Origin of the sequence: Streptomyces sp. NPDC052109 (assembly GCF_040680195.1) — a bacterium.
GTDB lineage: Bacteria > Actinomycetota > Actinomycetes > Streptomycetales > Streptomycetaceae > Streptomyces.
In genome coordinates this window covers 37,606-52,636 of the sequence record NZ_JBFAWF010000004.1, presented here as the reverse complement: position 1 = coordinate 52,636, position 15,031 = coordinate 37,606, and the positions used below count along the sequence as shown (strand labels likewise).

Sequence of the window (15,031 nt, the reverse complement as noted above, 5' to 3'; positions counted from 1 at the left end):
CCCGTCCCCGCGGACGGGCCGCCCTTTCGCGTCCCCCGTGTCCCCCGTGCGTTCCCCCGTCGTGGGGCCCGCCGCCCCCGTGCCGGCGGGCCCCGGTGCCCGTAATCTGCCCGGTCGCGGCGGCGGTTGACACCCCCTGCCGCGGTGTTCAGAGGTTGATTTGAGGATGGCGTAGCCGGCCTACGACCGCTGCCGTACACCCAGCCGCTACAGCTCGTGCTCCGACAGTCCCGGCCAGTCGTCGGGCCCACCGCCCTGCCATTCGATGAGATCGCTCTCCTCCACCTCGATCCGGTCCAGGTCGGCCAGCCGCAGGATCTCCACGACATCGTCCAGATGCGAGGCGATCCCCAGGGTCACCTCCCCCTCGGTGACCCGCCGGGAGCCGTCCAGCGCGGGGGAGTGGACCACGATGTGCGGGTAGTGCGTCGGATTGCCCATGGATTCAGCGTGCGACGTGGGACGCCGACGCGCACGCCGGTGACTGTCAGTGGTGGCCCGCACACTTCTCCGCATGGACGTGAGAAGCGACATGGCACTCGAGTGGCAGCTGCGCGGGGTGCTCGAGGCGGCTGACGACGACACCGTCGAACAGGCTCTGAACGCGGTCTTCGCGCACATGCACGGCGGACGCGGCCGCAAGCGCCGGGGCGGAAGGGAACTGGTGCGCCTGCTGGAAGAGACCCGGGGCAGGGCGGCGGCCGCGGGCGAGTGGCAGGTCGTGCGGCTGGTGCAGGACGCGCTGGACTATGCGCAAGGGCACATCCTCCGCCCCGACTTCGAGGAGCGCTACCGGCTCTTCCAGGACGGCCCCAGGGACGAGGTCCAGCGTGAGTACCTCGGCCGCACGATGTGGGCGACGCATCGTTGGATGGTCGAGGCCGGGCGTGAGTTCCTCGGCTCTCGTCCTGACGCCGGTATCGAGGAGTTCCTGGAACACTTCCGGTCACAGGGCGAGGACGCGTGGTTCATGGAGGCGCCCGAGGACCGGCCCGGACGCTACCGGATCCCCCGCGGCCGGGCCGAGACGGCGCTCTGGCTGGAGCGCGTCCTGCGGGACGGGCGGATCGACGTCGAGGACCCCGCGGAGGAAGCGCGTCGGATCGTGGCCTCGCCCCAGGCGCTGGCCCTGCTGGCGGCGGACCGTGAGGGGCGGCTGATCCTGCAGGCCGCCGAGCTGCGGCGCCGCGCGGCCGGTGTCCGAGCCCTGCGGGCCGTCGTGGAGGACCGTACGGCGACCGAGGCGGATCTCCAGCGTGCTCTCGAAGGAAACCACTGGATCTTCGGCGGGAGGTTCGTCGGCGAGGCGGCCCGGCGCCGGCTCGTGCCCGGCGACGAGGTCGACCTCCCGCTGATCCGGGGTGACGGCGCTCTCCACATCGTCGAGCTGAAGAGGTCGATGGGCTTGAAGGATCCCCTGATCAAGCGGCACCGCAACGCCTGGGTGCCGGCCAGAGCGGTCCATGAGGCCGTCGGCCAGGCCGTCAACTACCTCGTCGGGCTGGACGAGCACCGCGCCCGCATCCGGGAGGAGTTCGGTGTGGAGACCCGGCGCGCCGGCGCACTCGTGCTCGTCGGGCACCCCGCCCTGCACCCCGGCATACCGGAGGACGACGTCAACGAGGTCCTGCGGACGTTCAATTCCCACGTCACCCGCGTCGAGGTCCTCACCTACAAGGAACTGCTCGACAACGCCGAACGCTCCCTCGCCGGAGGGATCGAGTCGGCGTAGGGAGCGTTCGGCGTGCTGGCCGTCCGACGGCACGAGGCTGGGCGCGACAGGTCGTTCGCGCCGCCGGACGGAGCGGGTGGCCCCGGAGGGGGCTGGGTGGGACCGCGGCGGATGCGACGGAGCCGGGACCCTTCCCTCTGGTCGAGAAGGGGACTCGGTCCTTCACCACCGCACTGGCTCGCCGCCGCCGCGGTCCTCGCCCTGCCCGCGCCCACCGCCGTACGGCCACCCCTCATCCGGGCCGTACGGCGTGCCGCGCGGGCCGCGTACAGAGATCATGACCTCCCGTCAGATCCCGTACGCCGCTCGTGGATTGTCGGTATCAGTCCTCGCGCAGAGCGCGGACCGCCTCCTCCACGCGCCTGCCGTACTCCGGGTCGGCGGCGTGGAAGTGGGCCAGGTTCTTCTCGATCACGTCGTCGCGGGAGACCTGCGAGAGGCCGCCGGCGATGTTCGCGGCGAGGCGGGACTTCTCCTCCTGGGACATCAGGCGGTACAGCTCGCCCGCCTGGAAGAAGTGGTCGTCCTTGGTGTGCAGCGGGGCCTCGTGGGTGCCCGTGTACCCCGACACCGCCAGCGGGGCCGACAGCGGGCGGCCGGTCTCCACCGCGCCGTCGTAGGAGTTCGGCTCGTAGTTCTTGGCGCCGCGGCCCTGGCCGTTGACCGCCATGTAGCCGTCGCGGCCGTAGTTCTGGGCGCCGCCCGGAACCGCCTTGGGGGCGTTCACGGCGAGCAGGGTGTGGTTGACGCCCAGGCGGTAGCGGTGCGCGTCCGCGTAGGCGAACAGCCGGCCCTGGAGCATCTTGTCGGGGGAGGGGCCGATGCCCGGCACGAAGTTGTTCGGGGAGAACGCCGCCTGTTCGACCTCGGCGAAGACGTTGTCCGGGTTGCGGTCGAGGACCAGCCGGCCCACGCGCCGCAGCGGGTAGTCCTTGTGCGGCCACACCTTGGTCAGGTCGAAGGGGTTGAAGCGGTAGTCCGCCGCCTCGGCCGCCGGCATGATCTGGACGTGGAGGGTCCAGGACGGGTGGACGCCCCGCTCGATCGCCTGCAGCAGGTCTGTCTGGTGGGAGTTGGGGTCCTTGCCGGCGAGCTCCGCGGCCTGCTCGCTGCTCAGGGAGCGGATGCCCTGGTTGGTCTTGAAGTGGTACTTGACGAAGAAGGCCTCGCCCTCCGCGTTGGTCCACTGGTAGGTGTGCGAACCGTAGCCGTTCATGTGTCGGTACGACGCCGGGATGCCGCGGTCGCCCATCAGCCAGGTCACCTGGTGCGTGGCCTCGGGTGCGTGCGCCCAGAAGTCCCAGACGTTGTCCGGCTCCTGACGGCCCGTGAACGGGTCGCGCTTCTGCGAGTGGATGAAGTCCGGGAACTTGATCGGGTCCTTGATGAAGAACACGGGGGTGTTGTTGCCGACGAGGTCGTAGTTGCCCTCCTCGGTGTAGAACTTCACCGCGAAGCCGCGCGGGTCACGCACGGCGTCCGCACCGCCGAGGGAGTCGGCGACGGTGGAGAAGCGCAGGAACACCTCGGTGCGCTTGCCGATCTCGCTCAGGAAGTCGGCGTGGGTGTACCCGGTGACGTCGTCCGTCACCTCGAAGTGGCCGTACGCGCCGGAGCCACGGGCGTGCACCACGCGCTCCGGGATCCGCTCGCGGTTGAAGCGCGCGAGCTTCTCCAGGAGGTGCTGGTCCTGGATCAGGAGCGGGCCGCCGACGCCGGCGGAGGCGGAGTTCTGGTTGTCGGCGACCGGGGCGCCGGACTCTGTCGTGAGCACGCGCTTCGACATCGTGGACCTTCCGTGCGGTGGCAGCGGAAAACGTCTTCCGCTTTGTGGAGCCTAGAAGTCTTCGTGGAGCCTAGAAGTGGGGCGATCCGAACGTCAACAGTTTGTTGAAGCCGATCTCGGGGGGATTCCGGACGGCGCCGGCGCCTGGGCGCGACAGGACAGGTGTCGGCGACGGCGCCGCCCGGAAGTCTGTGGGGCCCGGCTCAGACCTGGGCGCCGGAGAGGCGCTCCACGGCCCGCAGCAGGGCCGAGTGGTCCAGGCCGCCGTCGCCCTGGGTGCGCAGCGAGGCGACCAGCTGGGCGACCACGGCGCCGACCGGCAGGGCGGCACCGACGTTGCGGGCGGCGTCCGTGACGATGCCCATGTCCTTGTGGTGCAGGTCGATGCGGAAGCCCGGCTTGAAGTCGCGGTTCAGGAAGTTGCCCTTCTTCCGCGTCAGCACGGTGGAGCCGGCCAGGCCGCCGTTGAGGACGTCCAGCGCGGCCGCGAGGTCGACGCCCGACTTCTCCAGGAAGACCACGGCCTCGGCGCACGCCTGGATGTTCACGGCGACGATCAGCTGGTTGGCCGCCTTCACGGTCTGGCCGGATCCGTGCGGGCCGCACAGCACGATGGTCTTGCCGAGCGCCTCGAAGATCGGCCTCGCCTGGTCGAAGTCGGCCCGCTCGCCGCCGACCATGATCGACAGTACGGCCTCGACGGCACCTGCCTCACCGCCGGACACCGGTGCGTCCAGCACCCGGATCCCCTTGCCCTTGGCGGCGGCGGCCAGGTCGACGGAGGTCTGCGGGGTGATCGAGGACATGTCGATCAGCAGGGTGCCCTGCCGCGCGTTCTCCAGGATGCCGTCCGGGCCGTAGGCGATGGCCTCGACCTGCGGGGACGCGGGGACCATCGTGATGACCACGTCGGCGTCACGCACGGCCTCGGCGATCGAGGGGGCGGCCGTACCGCCGGCGGCGGCCAGGCGGTCCAGCTTCTCCTGCTCCAGCGTGAAGCCGGCGACGTGGTAACCCGCCTTGATCAGGTTCTCGGACATGGGCGAGCCCATGATGCCGAGGCCGATCCAGGCGATCTTGGGGAGGTTGCTCATGATCAGGGGTGCCTCTCTCAACAGCCTTGCAAAGTCGGGGGGGTTCAGCGCGCGGCGCGCGCTTCGCGCGGGAGCCAGTCGAAGGCCTCGGCGCTCGGGCGGTCGCCCGGCTTGTACTCCAGGCCCACCCAGCCGTCGTAACCGGCCTTCTTCAGCTGGTCGAGCAGCTCCTCCAGCGGGAGCGCACCCGTGCCGGGGGCGCCGCGGCCGGGGTTGTCGGCGATCTGGACGTGGCCGGTCTTCGCCGCGTACCGCTCGATCACCGAGGGCAGGTCCTCGCCGTTCATGGACAGGTGGTACAGGTCCATCAGGAACTTGGCGTTCCCGAGGCCAGTCGCCTCGTTGACCTTGTCCACGATCTCGATCGCCCTGGGCGCGCTCACGATCGGGCACTTCGGCGACTCGGGCCGGTTGAGGGCCTCGATCAGCACGGTCCCGCCGACCCGGCCGACGGCCCGGGCCGCGAGGACCAGGTTCTCCAGGGCGAGGGTGTCCTGTTCGGCCGGGTCCACCCCGTCGACGCGGTTGCCGTACAGGGCGTTGAACGTCGTGCAGCCCAGGGATCGGGCGAAGGCGATGGCCACGTCGATGTTGGCGCGGAACCTGTCCGACTCCGCACCGGGGATCGACAGGGCGCCGCGGTCCGGGCCCGGCAGCTGTCCGGCGTAGAAGTTCAGGCCGGTGAGCCGCACGCCCGCGTCCTCGATCGCCTTCTTCAGGGCGTCGAGCTCGGACTGCTCGGGGGTGGGGGAGTCGACCCAGGGCCACCACAGCTCGACCGCCGTGAAGCCCGCCGCGGCGGCGGCCGCGGGACGCTCCAGGAGCGGGAGTTCCGTGAAGAGGATCGACAGGTTGACGTTGAAGCGCTGGTCTGCGAATCCCATTCGGGCCGCGCTCCCTTCCGTGGTCGAGATTCCGTATTGCGGAAGTTCGTTTCTGCTTAATGGAAGATTGCCGTCGGGTGTCGTGGCTTGTCAAGGGGGTCCGGCCGGCCGTGCGCACCCGGTCCCGGAGCGGCCGCCCGAAAACCGGCGTCGCGCGCTAGGTTGAGCAGCGTGCGATTGAGAGTGGAGTTCACGACCGAGCCCTTCGACCTGGACGAGGCGCCCGCGCACGCCCTGGTGGCACGCGAGGTCATCGAGACCGCCGAGCTGGACGCCGTCGACGTCGGCCCGTTCGGCAACACGGCCGAGGGTGGCGCGGACAGCGTCCTCACCGCCGTGGACGCGCTGCTGCGCAAGAGCCTGGAGGCCGGCGCCACCCGGATCTCGCTCCAGGTCAACGTGCTCGACGACGGGATCCGGGAGGGCGGTAGATGAGCGGGGACGAGCCCTTCATCACGGCCGTGAAGCCGCTGGTCGACGCCATGGGCGCGGAGATGCTCCCGCCGGACGAGGCCGGCCCCGAGGATGTCGTCCTCGCCTGGGAGGGCGTCGACGTCGTCGCCGTGCGGCTGCCCCAGCTCGCCGACTCCCTCGACCACATCCTGGCCGCCATGGAGCGCCGGCGTGGCCGGCCGCTGGCCGATCTGGACCGCAGGGCGAAGCAGGAGATCGTGCGTACGCTGGAGGCGCGGGGCGCCTTCGCCGTACGGCACGGCGTGGAGACCGTGGCCGGTGCGCTCGGCGTCAGCCGCTTCACCGTCTACAACTACCTGAACCGCGACAAGGGCGCATAGCGCCCGGGAGGGGCGCGGCCGTGTTGATCTGCGGCTCCGCCGCGTGGGCGCGACCGGCCGAGGCGGCGCAGCCAGGCAAGCGACGGCGGCTCGTCCCCCTGGGGTGCCCGGCGGCCCGCAGGGCGGACTCGCTTGTTACGCGGATTTTTCAACAAAGTGTTGACGTGGCGTTTCCGGGGGCGTTAGCTATCGGCAGCCCGCTTCAGCACGAAGGCCGAAACCGGCCACGGAGGCTCCCGTGACTTCGACTTCCACGCCCCCGGGCCTGGCCCGGTTCAACGACCTGGAGGAACGCGCGGCGCTCGCCGTCCTCCATGAGGCGTGCGCCTCCACCGAGTGGGCCCGGCGACTGCTCGCCGCCCGCCCCTACGCCACCCCCGACGCGCTGTACGCCGCCGGCGACGCCGCCATGGCCGAGCTGGGCACCGCGGACCTCGAGGAGGCGATGGCCGGGCACCCGCCGATCGGGCGCCCCGAGCCCGGGGACCCGACCTCCGCCCGCGAACAGCGCGGCATGGCCGGCGCATCCGCGGAACTCAAGGCCGAGATGCTCGAACTCAACCTGGCCTACCAGGAGAAGTTCGGCCATGTCTTCCTGATCTGCGCCACCGGCCGTACCGGTGAGCAGATGCGCGACGCCGTCAAGGAGCGGATCGGCAACACGCCGGAGCAGGAGCGCGAGATCGTCCGCACCGAGCTGGGCAAGATCAACCGCATCCGACTGGCCCGACTCGTCGAAGAGGACGCCTGACACCATGAGCACCAGCACCACCGCCTCCGTGTCCACCCACATTCTGGACACCTCGGTCGGCCGCCCCGCCGAGGGCGTCGCCGTCCAGCTCGCCGCCCGCGCCGGGCGCGCGGCGGACTGGCGGGCGCTCGGCGGCTCCGCGACCGACGCCGACGGCCGGTGCAAGGACCTGCCGGCCCTGCCGGAAGGGACCACACACGTGCGGCTCGACTTCGCGGTGGAGCCGTATTTCGAGAAGAAGCAAGCCGATGCGCAGCAGGACGCCCCCGCGAATCGGGACAGCGGACCTGGCGTGTTCTTCCCGGAGGTGGCGATCACGTTCGCCGTCGTACCGGGCGAGCACTACCACGTGCCGCTGCTGCTCAACCCGTTCGGCTACTCCGTTTACCGAGGGAGCTAGCTAATGCCGACCATCCTGGGACAGAACCAGTACGGCAAGGCCGAGAACCGAGTCGTAAGGATCACGCGGGACGGCGCCACCCACCACATCAAGGACCTCAACGTCTCCGTCGCGCTGAGCGGCGACATGGACGAGGTCCACTACTCCGGCTCCAACGCCAACGTCCTGCCGACCGACACCACCAAGAACACGGTGTTCGCGTTCGCCAAGGAGTACGGCATCGAGTCCGCCGAGCAGTTCGGCATCCACCTCGCCCGCCACTTCGTCACCTCGCAGGAGCCGATCCACCGCGCCCGGATCCGGATCGAGGAGTACGCCTGGGAGCGGATCGAGACATCCGACGCCAACTCCAAGTTCATCGGCGCCGACGAGGTCAAGCACTCCTTCGTCAGGAAGGGCCAGGAGACCCGCGTCACCCAGGTCACCTACGACGGTGAGCGGTGGGAGGTCGTCTCCGGCCTGAAGGACCTGGTCGTGATGAACTCGACGAACTCGGAGTTCTGGGGTTACGTCAAGGACAAGTACACGACCCTGCCGGAGGCGTACGACCGCATCCTGGCCACCCAGGTCTCCGGCCGCTGGCGGTTCAACTGGACCGACGACGAGCAGAAGATGCCCAACTGGGAGAAGTCCTACGAGCAGGTCAAGAAGCACATGCTCCAGGCCTTCGCCGAGACCTACTCCCTCTCCCTGCAGCAGACGCTGTACCAGATGGGTGCGCGCATCATCAACCATCGCAGCGAGATCGACGAGGTCCGCTTCTCGCTGCCGAACAAGCACCACTTCCTCGTCGACCTGGAGCCCTTCGGGCTGAAGAACGACAACGAGGTGTACTACGCCGCCGACCGGCCCTACGGCCTGATCGAGGCGACCATCCTCCGGGACGGCTGTGAGCCGAAGATCCCGGTCGACATGACCAACCTCTGACGCGGGACGCGTGTCCCCGGGTCCGCCACCTGCGCCGGGGACACGCCACACCGGAGGGAACACCATGGCACAGCCTGCGAAGGGGCCGGCCGAAGCCCCCTGTTCCACCCCGCCGGTGCACACCGAGGACTACGTGACGTCCGTGCACCCGGTGGACGAGAAGCCGAACGTCGGCGTCGTCTCCCTCACCCGGGTGAGCAGCCGCTATGTCGTCGCCGTCGCCGGTGGCGCCCTGCTGGTGCTCGGCGCCTTCCCGGTCCTCGGCGCGGTCGTCTCACTGGTCCCCATGCCGGTCCTCGGCGGCGCGGGCATCGTGCTCTTCGGCTCCATCGCCGTCAGCGGGATCCGTACCCTGTCCGAGGCGGGCCTGGACGACAGCTCCAACATCATCCTGGTCGCCGTGGCGCTCGGAGCCGGCATCATCCCGCTGGCCGCGCCGACGTTCTACGCCGGCTTCCCGGCCTGGGCGCGGACCGTGCTCGGTTCCGGCATCAGCGCGGGCGCGCTCGTCGCGGTCCTGCTCAACCTCTTCTTCCACCATCTCGGCACCCGGAGCGGCGCTCCCGCTGCGGCACTCAAATCCTCCTAGGGTCCTGCCGTGCCCTCCCCGTGGACACCTCCCCGCCCACGGGCCGCCACTGAAAGACAAGGAAGCACCATGGCACCATCGGCAGACCAGCGCACCGTCATCGAGAACTGCGCGATCGCGACCGTGGACGCGGGCGACACCGAGTACGCCTCCGGGCACCTCGTCCTCGCCGGCAACCGCATCGAGTCGGTCGGCGCCGGGCAGGCCCCCGAAGGCCTGGAGAACGTGGTGCGCCGGATCGACGCGAGCGGCCATCTGGCCACGCCCGGTCTGATCAACACCCACCACCACTTCTACCAGTGGATCACCCGGGGCCTGGCCACCGACCACAACCTGTTCAACTGGCTCGTGGCGCTCTACCCCGTCTGGGCGCGCATCGACGAGCCGATGACGTACGCGGCCGCGCAGGGGTCCCTCGCCGTGATGGCCCGCGGCGGTGTCACCACCGCCATGGACCACCACTACGTCTACCCGCACGGCTCCGGCGACCTGTCCGGCTCGATCATCCGGGCCGCCGCGGAGACGGGTGTCCGCTTCACCCTGGCCCGCGGCTCGATGGACCGCAGTGAGAAGGACGGCGGTCTGCCGCCGGACTTCGCCGTAGAGACGCTGGAGGGCGCGCTCGCGGCGACCGAGGAGACCGTCAAGCAGCACCACGACGCCTCCTTCGACGCCATGACCCAGGTGGCGGTCGCCCCCTGCTCGCCGTTCTCCGTCTCCACCGAACTCCTCAGGCAGGGAGCCGAGTTGGCGCGCCGGCTCGGCGTGCGGCTGCACACCCACGGCTCGGAGACGGTGGAGGAGGAGAAGTTCTGCCACGAGCTGTTCGGCATGGGTCCGACCGACTACTTCGAGTCCACCGGCTGGCTCGGCGAGGATGTGTGGATGGCGCACTGCGTCCACATGAACGACTCCGACATCGCCGCCTTCGCCCGTACGAAGACCGGTGTCGCCCACTGTCCGTCCTCCAACGCCCGCCTCGCCGCCGGCATCGCGCGCGTCCCCGACATGCTGAAGGCGGGCGTCCCGGTCGGCCTCGGCGTGGACGGCACCGCCTCCAACGAGTCCGGCGAACTCCACACCGAGCTGCGCAACGCCCTGCTGATCAACCGCCTCGGCGCGCACCGCGAGGCCGCGCTGAACGCCCGTCAGGCGCTCAGGCTCGGCACCTACGGCGGCGCCCAGGTGCTCGGCCGCGCCGACCAGATCGGCTCGCTGGAGCCCGGCAAGCTGGCCGACGTGGTGCTGTGGAAGATGGACACCCTCGCCCACGCCTCCATCGCGGACCCGGTGACCGCGCTGGTCTTCGGTGCGGCGGCGCCGGTCACGGCCTCCTTCGTCAACGGCCGGCAGATCGTCACGGACGGCCGCCTGACCACCGTCGACGAGGACGCCATCGCCCGCTCCACCCGCGAGGAGGCCCAGCGCCTCGCCCGGATCATGGCCCGGGTCTGATCCCCACGCCCGTCGGCGGCCGGCTCCCCCTACGGCCGGCCCGCCGTACGACTTCGGCGGACGCCGCCCCGAGCGGGGTGCGCCGAAGGCCGGCGGTCACCCCGTACGGGTGCCCCGTCGGCAAACCTGGCGGTCGCCCCGTAAAGGGGGCGCCGTAGGACCCGGCAGACCGGCCCCTGCGGCCGGCCCGCCGTACAACGCGGCGGTCACCCTTCATGGGTGGCCCGCCCGCACACGTGGCGACCGCCCCCCACAGGCGGCTCGCCGGAGGACTCGGCAGGTGGCCCCGCACGGGCGCGTGCCGGAAGGACGCGGCGGTCGGCCCCTGCGGGCGGCCCGCCGGAACGCTCCGGTCGGGAGGGACGGCTCCCGGCCGGGGTCCGTGGACCCGAGCGGGGTCCACGGCAGCCGTTCCGGGGCGTGTGCACGCACACGCCCCGGACGGCACCGCTCGGCCCGCTCAAGCGCCACCCCGTCCCGGTCCCGCACGACCACCCGCACCACCTCCATGAAACCCACGTCGACGACGTGTTAACCGCCCGGAGGAGCCGCCGTGGCCGTCCATCCTGTTGACGAGAAACTCCCCGCCCTCAAAATGGCGACCAGCGGCCTGCAGCACGTGGCCGCCATGTACGCGGGAGTCGTCGCCCCGCCCCTGATCGTCGGCGCGGCCGTAGGCCTGTCCGGCAAAGACCTCACCTTCCTCACCGGAGCCTGTCTGTTCACCGCCGGGCTCGCCACCTTCCTGCAGACCCTCGGCTTCTGGAAGATCGGCGCCCGGCTGCCCTTCGTCAACGGCGTCACCTTCGCCGGTGTCGCCCCGATGACGGCGATCGTCGCCTCCACCAAGGACAAGTCCGACGCCCTGCCGATGATCTTCGGCGCGGTCATCGTCGCCGGCATCCTCGGCTTCGTCGCCGCCCCGGTCTTCTGCAAGGCGATACGTTTCTTCCCACCCGTCGTCACCGGCTCGGTCATCACCCTGATCGGCGTCTCCCTGCTCCCCGTCGCCTTCGGCTGGGCCCAGGGCCCCGACCCCGAGGCGAGCGACTACGGCTCGACGACCAACCTCACCCTGGCCGGCATCACGCTCCTGATCGTGCTGCTGATGCGCCGTTTCACCCGTGGCTTCGTCAAGCAGATAGCGGTCCTGCTCGGCCTGATCATCGGCACGCTCATCGCGATACCCTTCGGCGTCACGGACTTCAGCCCCGTCGCCCACGCCGCCGTGGTCGGCTTCCCGACCCCGTTCCACTTCGGCGCCCCCACCTTCCACCTCGCGGCGATCCTGTCGATGTGCGTGGTGATGGTCGTCTCCATGACGGAGTCCACCGCCGACATGCTGGCGCTCGGCGAGATCGTCGAGCGCCCCAGCGACGAGAAGACCATCGCCGCCGGCCTGCGCGCCGACACCCTGGGCTCCGCCCTCAGCCCCCTGTTCAACGGCTTCATGTGCAGCGCCTTCGCGCAGAACATCGGCCTCGTCGCCATGACGAGGATCCGCAGCCGCTTCGTCGTCGCCGTGGGCGGCGGCTTCCTGGTCCTGATGGGTCTGTGCCCGATGGCAGCCTCGCTCATCGCGGTCGTCCCCCGCCCGGTCCTCGGTGGCGCCGGCGTCGTCCTGTTCGGCTCGGTCGCGGCCAGCGGCATCCAGACCCTGGTCCGCGCCGGGCTGGAGAAGGACAACAACGTCCTGATCGTGGCCGTCTCCCTCGCGGTCGGCATCGTGCCGATCACCGCGCCGGGCTTCTACCACGCCTTCCCCGACACCGCGAAGATCGTCCTGGACTCCGGCATCTCCACCGGCTGCGTCACCGCCGTGCTGCTCAACCTCGTCTTCAACCACATCGGCAGGAACCGTGACGCCGAGGACGTCACCCACCCCATGGAAGCCGGGCAGGAACTGACGCCCACACACTGAGAACCGGTGCGGGGTACGGCTGTTCGCGGTACCCCGCACCGCGGAGTGCGGCAGTCTTGGGCGCATGTCCATGAACGAGTCAGGCCGGGTCGAGGCCTTCAGCGACGGCGTGTTCGCCATCGCCATCACGCTCCTCGTCCTGGACATCAAGGTGCCCAGGGCGGGCGGGAACGGCGGCCTGTGGCACGCGATCGGCGCGCAGTGGCCGTCGTACGCCGCCTATGCGGTGAGCTTCCTGGTCATCGGGATCATGTGGGTCAACCACCACCAGCTGTTCAGCTATGTCGCCCGGGTCGACCGGCCGCTGATGTTCCTGAACCTGCTGGTGCTGATGGTCGTGGCCGCCGTGCCCTGGCCGACCGCCATGCTCGCCGAGTATCTGCGCGAGGACGCCGCCTCGCACGCGGCGGCCGCGGTCTACAGCCTGGTCATGGTCGCCATGGCGCTCGCCTTCCAGGCCCTGTGGTGGCATCTCACCCGCACCGGCCACCTCTTCGACGCGCGCGTGGACACCGCGGCGGCCCGTGCGACCCGGGCACGCTTCGCGCTGGGCTCCCTCGGCTACCCTCTGACGGTGGGCCTCGCCTTCGCCTCCGCCCCGCTCACCCTGGCCGCGCACGGCCTGCTCGCCCTCTACTACGGCTTCAACCAGGTAGCGGTGCCGCTCCACCGGGACCAGGCCACGCCATGAGCTTCGCCGGCGGGGACGAAGTCGCCGGAGACGGGCCGCAGTTCATCGTGGAAGGTGTGGTCTTCCGGGTCCGCCGGGCTGAAGCCGCCGGCCTCGATGCCGACGGAGGTTCAGCGGCGGCTGGGCCTGACGTGTCGTGCGGACAGGGCTCGGCAGCACGGCGGTCCCGGGCACGGCCGCGCATCCGGATTCAGGCCTGGCGGCCCACCTGGCAGGGCATCACCGCCGGCAGCCGCCCGGTGACGTAGGACTTCGGCGGCACCCCCATCAGGGCACGGAAGTCGGACGTCATATGGGCCTGGTCGAAGTAGCCGGTGGCGGCGGCCAGGTCGGCCCAGGGGGCGCTTCCCGCCCGCGTGACGACCGTGCGAATGCGCTCGATCCGGGCGAAGTGCTTCGGTGAGACGCCCACGCCGTCGGCGAACAGGTTCCGCAACTGCCTTTCGCTGACGGAGAGTTCCCGGGCGACGTCGCGGACCTGCGCGGGCGCCCGGTCCATCCGCACCGACAACGACGCCACGCCCGCCCGCAGCAGCGCCGCACGGGCCGGATCGACCGCCTCGGACAGCAGCCCGGGCAGCACCTCGGCGATCCGCGGCAGTGCCTCCTGCGGGTCCAGCCAGCGCAGCTCCCGGGCGAGCCGGCGCGCCGCCCGGGCAGGCAGCCCGTCCAACGACACGGTCCGGCCGACCAGGTGTGCGGCCGGCACCCCCAGCAGGGGCCGCACCGTGCCCGGCGCGAGGCGCAGTTCGACACACGAGATGTCGCCCTTCCCCTCATGGTACGAGGCGCGCACCCGCGGCCCGACCGCGAGGACGTCGCGCCGCCCGTCCCCCGTCACCCGCAGCACCACCTTGGTCACCGCGTCCGGCAGATGGACGAACGTCTCCTCCGGCGGCTCGGCGAAGACCAGGGTGCGCACCCCCGCGATCCAGGGACGCAGGACTCCCGGCGTGACCGGCACGTGTTCGGCGGTGGTCGTCGGCACCCCTCCACCGTACGGGCCGGGCACCGCCGTGCGGCCGGCCCGACCGTGCCGGAATTTCCAAGAGCCGACCCCCTCGGCCGGGCCACCGTCTACCCCATGATTCTGGTGACGGGTGCCACGGGCACCACCGGCAGTGAAGTCGTACGACAGCTCACGGCGCGCGGCGAGAAGGTGCGTGCCCTGACCCGTGACCCGCGTCGGGCCCGGATCACCCCCCGGGTGGAGACGGTCCGCGGGGACTACGCAGACCCGGACTCCCTTGAGGCGGCGATGACCGGGGTGACGGCCGCGTACCTCGTGGGCCCGCCCGGGCCCGGCGCCGACCACGACAGGGCACTGGTGGCGGCGGCCCGGGCGGCGGGGGTGGGCCGGTTGGTGAAACTCTCGGCCATCGGCGTCGACGACGCGGCGACCGGCCCGTCCGGAAGGTGGCACGCGGAGGGCGAGCGGGCGGTACGGGAGAGCGGGGCGCAGTGGACCCTCCTGCGGCCGTCGTCGTTCGCCTCCAACGCGCTGGCCTGGGCCGAGGCGGTCCGGCGCGGCGAGCCGGTGCCGAACATGACCGGCGACGGTCCCTCCGGCGTGATCGACCCGCGGGACATCGCCGAGGTGGCGGTGCGGGCCCTGCTCGATACGGCACACGCGGGACGGACGTACACCCTGACCGGACCGGAGGCCATCAGCGTCCCGGACCAGACCGCCGTGCTGTCCGCGGTCCTCGGCCGCCCGCTCACCGTACGCACCCTGTCGCCCGACGAGACCCGCGACTTCCTCCGTACCGCCTGGGGCTTCGACGAGACGCGGGCGCAGGACGTGCTGACCGGCCTCACCTACGTCCGCGACGGACACAACGCGACGGTCACCGCCGACGTCCCCGAGGTGCTGGGCCGGGCCGCCCGGTCGTTCCTGGAGTGGGCCGAGGACAACAAGAGCCACTTCGGGGCACGTTGAGGCGAGGGGACGGTCGCGGGAGCCGGTGGGGCCACCTCACCGGCGCCGCGGCCGGCAGCACCGCCCCC

General features: G+C 71.1%; 15 protein-coding genes and 1 pseudogene. 11 read left to right on the top strand and 5 right to left on the bottom strand.

Annotation, left to right across the window (positions count from 1 at the left end):
• Positions 1 to 207: 207 nt before the first annotated feature.
• Positions 208 to 441, bottom strand: a complete 234-nt coding sequence (locus tag AB0L59_RS11200) for a hypothetical protein (RefSeq protein ID WP_153543919.1) — start codon at positions 439 to 441, stop codon at positions 208 to 210.
• 73 nt (positions 442 to 514) lie between these two features.
• On the opposite strand from AB0L59_RS11200, the gene AB0L59_RS11195 reads away from it, so the two are divergent.
• Complete coding sequence (locus AB0L59_RS11195; protein ID WP_365581708.1) at positions 515 to 1,732, top strand: Shedu anti-phage system protein SduA domain-containing protein; 1,218 nt, start codon at positions 515 to 517, stop codon at positions 1,730 to 1,732.
• 322 nt (positions 1,733 to 2,054) lie between these two features.
• Here the strand turns inward: AB0L59_RS11195 and AB0L59_RS11190 are convergent, their stop codons facing one another.
• The 3 genes from AB0L59_RS11190 to AB0L59_RS11180 all read right to left on the bottom strand — a co-directional run bounded on the left by AB0L59_RS11190 (position 2,055) and on the right by AB0L59_RS11180 (position 5,496).
• Complete coding sequence (locus AB0L59_RS11190) at positions 2,055 to 3,518, bottom strand: catalase (RefSeq protein ID WP_365581707.1); 1,464 nt, start codon at positions 3,516 to 3,518, stop codon at positions 2,055 to 2,057.
• Between the two features lie 203 nt (positions 3,519 to 3,721).
• Positions 3,722 to 4,612, bottom strand: a complete 891-nt coding sequence (locus AB0L59_RS11185; protein WP_365581706.1) for a 2-hydroxy-3-oxopropionate reductase — start codon at positions 4,610 to 4,612, stop codon at positions 3,722 to 3,724.
• 44 nt (positions 4,613 to 4,656) lie between these two features.
• A complete protein-coding gene (locus tag AB0L59_RS11180) occupies positions 4,657 to 5,496 on the bottom strand; it encodes a TIM barrel protein (RefSeq protein ID WP_365581704.1) in 840 nt (279 codons plus the stop codon).
• Positions 5,497 to 5,667: 171 nt separating this feature from the next.
• Between AB0L59_RS11180 and AB0L59_RS11175 the strand changes: the two genes are divergently transcribed.
• From AB0L59_RS11175 to AB0L59_RS11135, 9 genes and pseudogenes are all read left to right on the top strand, one after another.
• Entirely contained in the window at positions 5,668 to 5,931 is a 264-nt protein-coding gene (locus tag AB0L59_RS11175; protein ID WP_365581703.1) for a hypothetical protein, read from the top strand.
• A complete protein-coding gene (locus tag AB0L59_RS11170) occupies positions 5,928 to 6,290 on the top strand; it encodes a helix-turn-helix domain-containing protein (RefSeq protein WP_365581702.1) in 363 nt (120 codons plus the stop codon). Before AB0L59_RS11175 ends, AB0L59_RS11170 begins: the two co-directional genes overlap by 4 nt.
• 238 nt (positions 6,291 to 6,528) lie before the next feature.
• On the top strand, positions 6,529 to 7,041 hold the full coding sequence (gene uraD / locus AB0L59_RS11165) for a 2-oxo-4-hydroxy-4-carboxy-5-ureidoimidazoline decarboxylase (RefSeq protein ID WP_365581700.1): 513 nt from the start codon (positions 6,529 to 6,531) through the stop codon (positions 7,039 to 7,041).
• A gap of 4 nt (positions 7,042 to 7,045) precedes the next feature.
• A complete protein-coding gene (uraH, locus tag AB0L59_RS11160; RefSeq protein WP_365581698.1) occupies positions 7,046 to 7,441 on the top strand; it encodes a hydroxyisourate hydrolase in 396 nt (131 codons plus the stop codon).
• Positions 7,442 to 7,444: 3 nt separating this feature from the next.
• Positions 7,445 to 8,368, top strand: coding sequence for a factor-independent urate hydroxylase (gene pucL, locus AB0L59_RS11155; protein WP_365581697.1), 924 nt, complete (start codon positions 7,445 to 7,447; stop codon positions 8,366 to 8,368).
• Positions 8,369 to 8,534: 166 nt separating this feature from the next.
• A pseudogene (locus AB0L59_RS11150) lies at positions 8,535 to 8,957 on the top strand (solute carrier family 23 protein); the annotation flags it as partial.
• A 69-nt stretch (positions 8,958 to 9,026) separates the two neighbouring features.
• Positions 9,027 to 10,412 carry an 8-oxoguanine deaminase gene (locus AB0L59_RS11145; RefSeq protein ID WP_365581696.1) on the top strand — a complete coding sequence of 462 codons (1,386 nt, stop codon included), beginning with the start codon at positions 9,027 to 9,029 and terminating at the stop codon, positions 10,410 to 10,412.
• A 553-nt stretch (positions 10,413 to 10,965) separates the two neighbouring features.
• A complete protein-coding gene (locus AB0L59_RS11140) occupies positions 10,966 to 12,333 on the top strand; it encodes a nucleobase:cation symporter-2 family protein (RefSeq protein WP_365581694.1) in 1,368 nt (455 codons plus the stop codon).
• A 64-nt stretch (positions 12,334 to 12,397) separates the two neighbouring features.
• Positions 12,398 to 13,024, top strand: coding sequence for a TMEM175 family protein (locus AB0L59_RS11135; protein ID WP_365581692.1), 627 nt, complete (start codon positions 12,398 to 12,400; stop codon positions 13,022 to 13,024).
• A 190-nt stretch (positions 13,025 to 13,214) separates the two neighbouring features.
• Here the strand turns inward: AB0L59_RS11135 and AB0L59_RS11130 are convergent, their stop codons facing one another.
• Entirely contained in the window at positions 13,215 to 14,012 is a 798-nt protein-coding gene (locus AB0L59_RS11130) for a helix-turn-helix domain-containing protein (RefSeq protein ID WP_365581691.1), read from the bottom strand.
• 96 nt (positions 14,013 to 14,108) lie between these two features.
• On the opposite strand from AB0L59_RS11130, the gene AB0L59_RS11125 reads away from it, so the two are divergent.
• The gene (locus AB0L59_RS11125; protein ID WP_365581689.1) at positions 14,109 to 14,963 is read left to right on the top strand and encodes an NAD(P)H-binding protein; all 855 of its coding nucleotides are present in this window, start codon (positions 14,109 to 14,111) and stop codon (positions 14,961 to 14,963) included.
• The last annotated feature ends 68 nt before the right edge of the window (positions 14,964 to 15,031 follow it).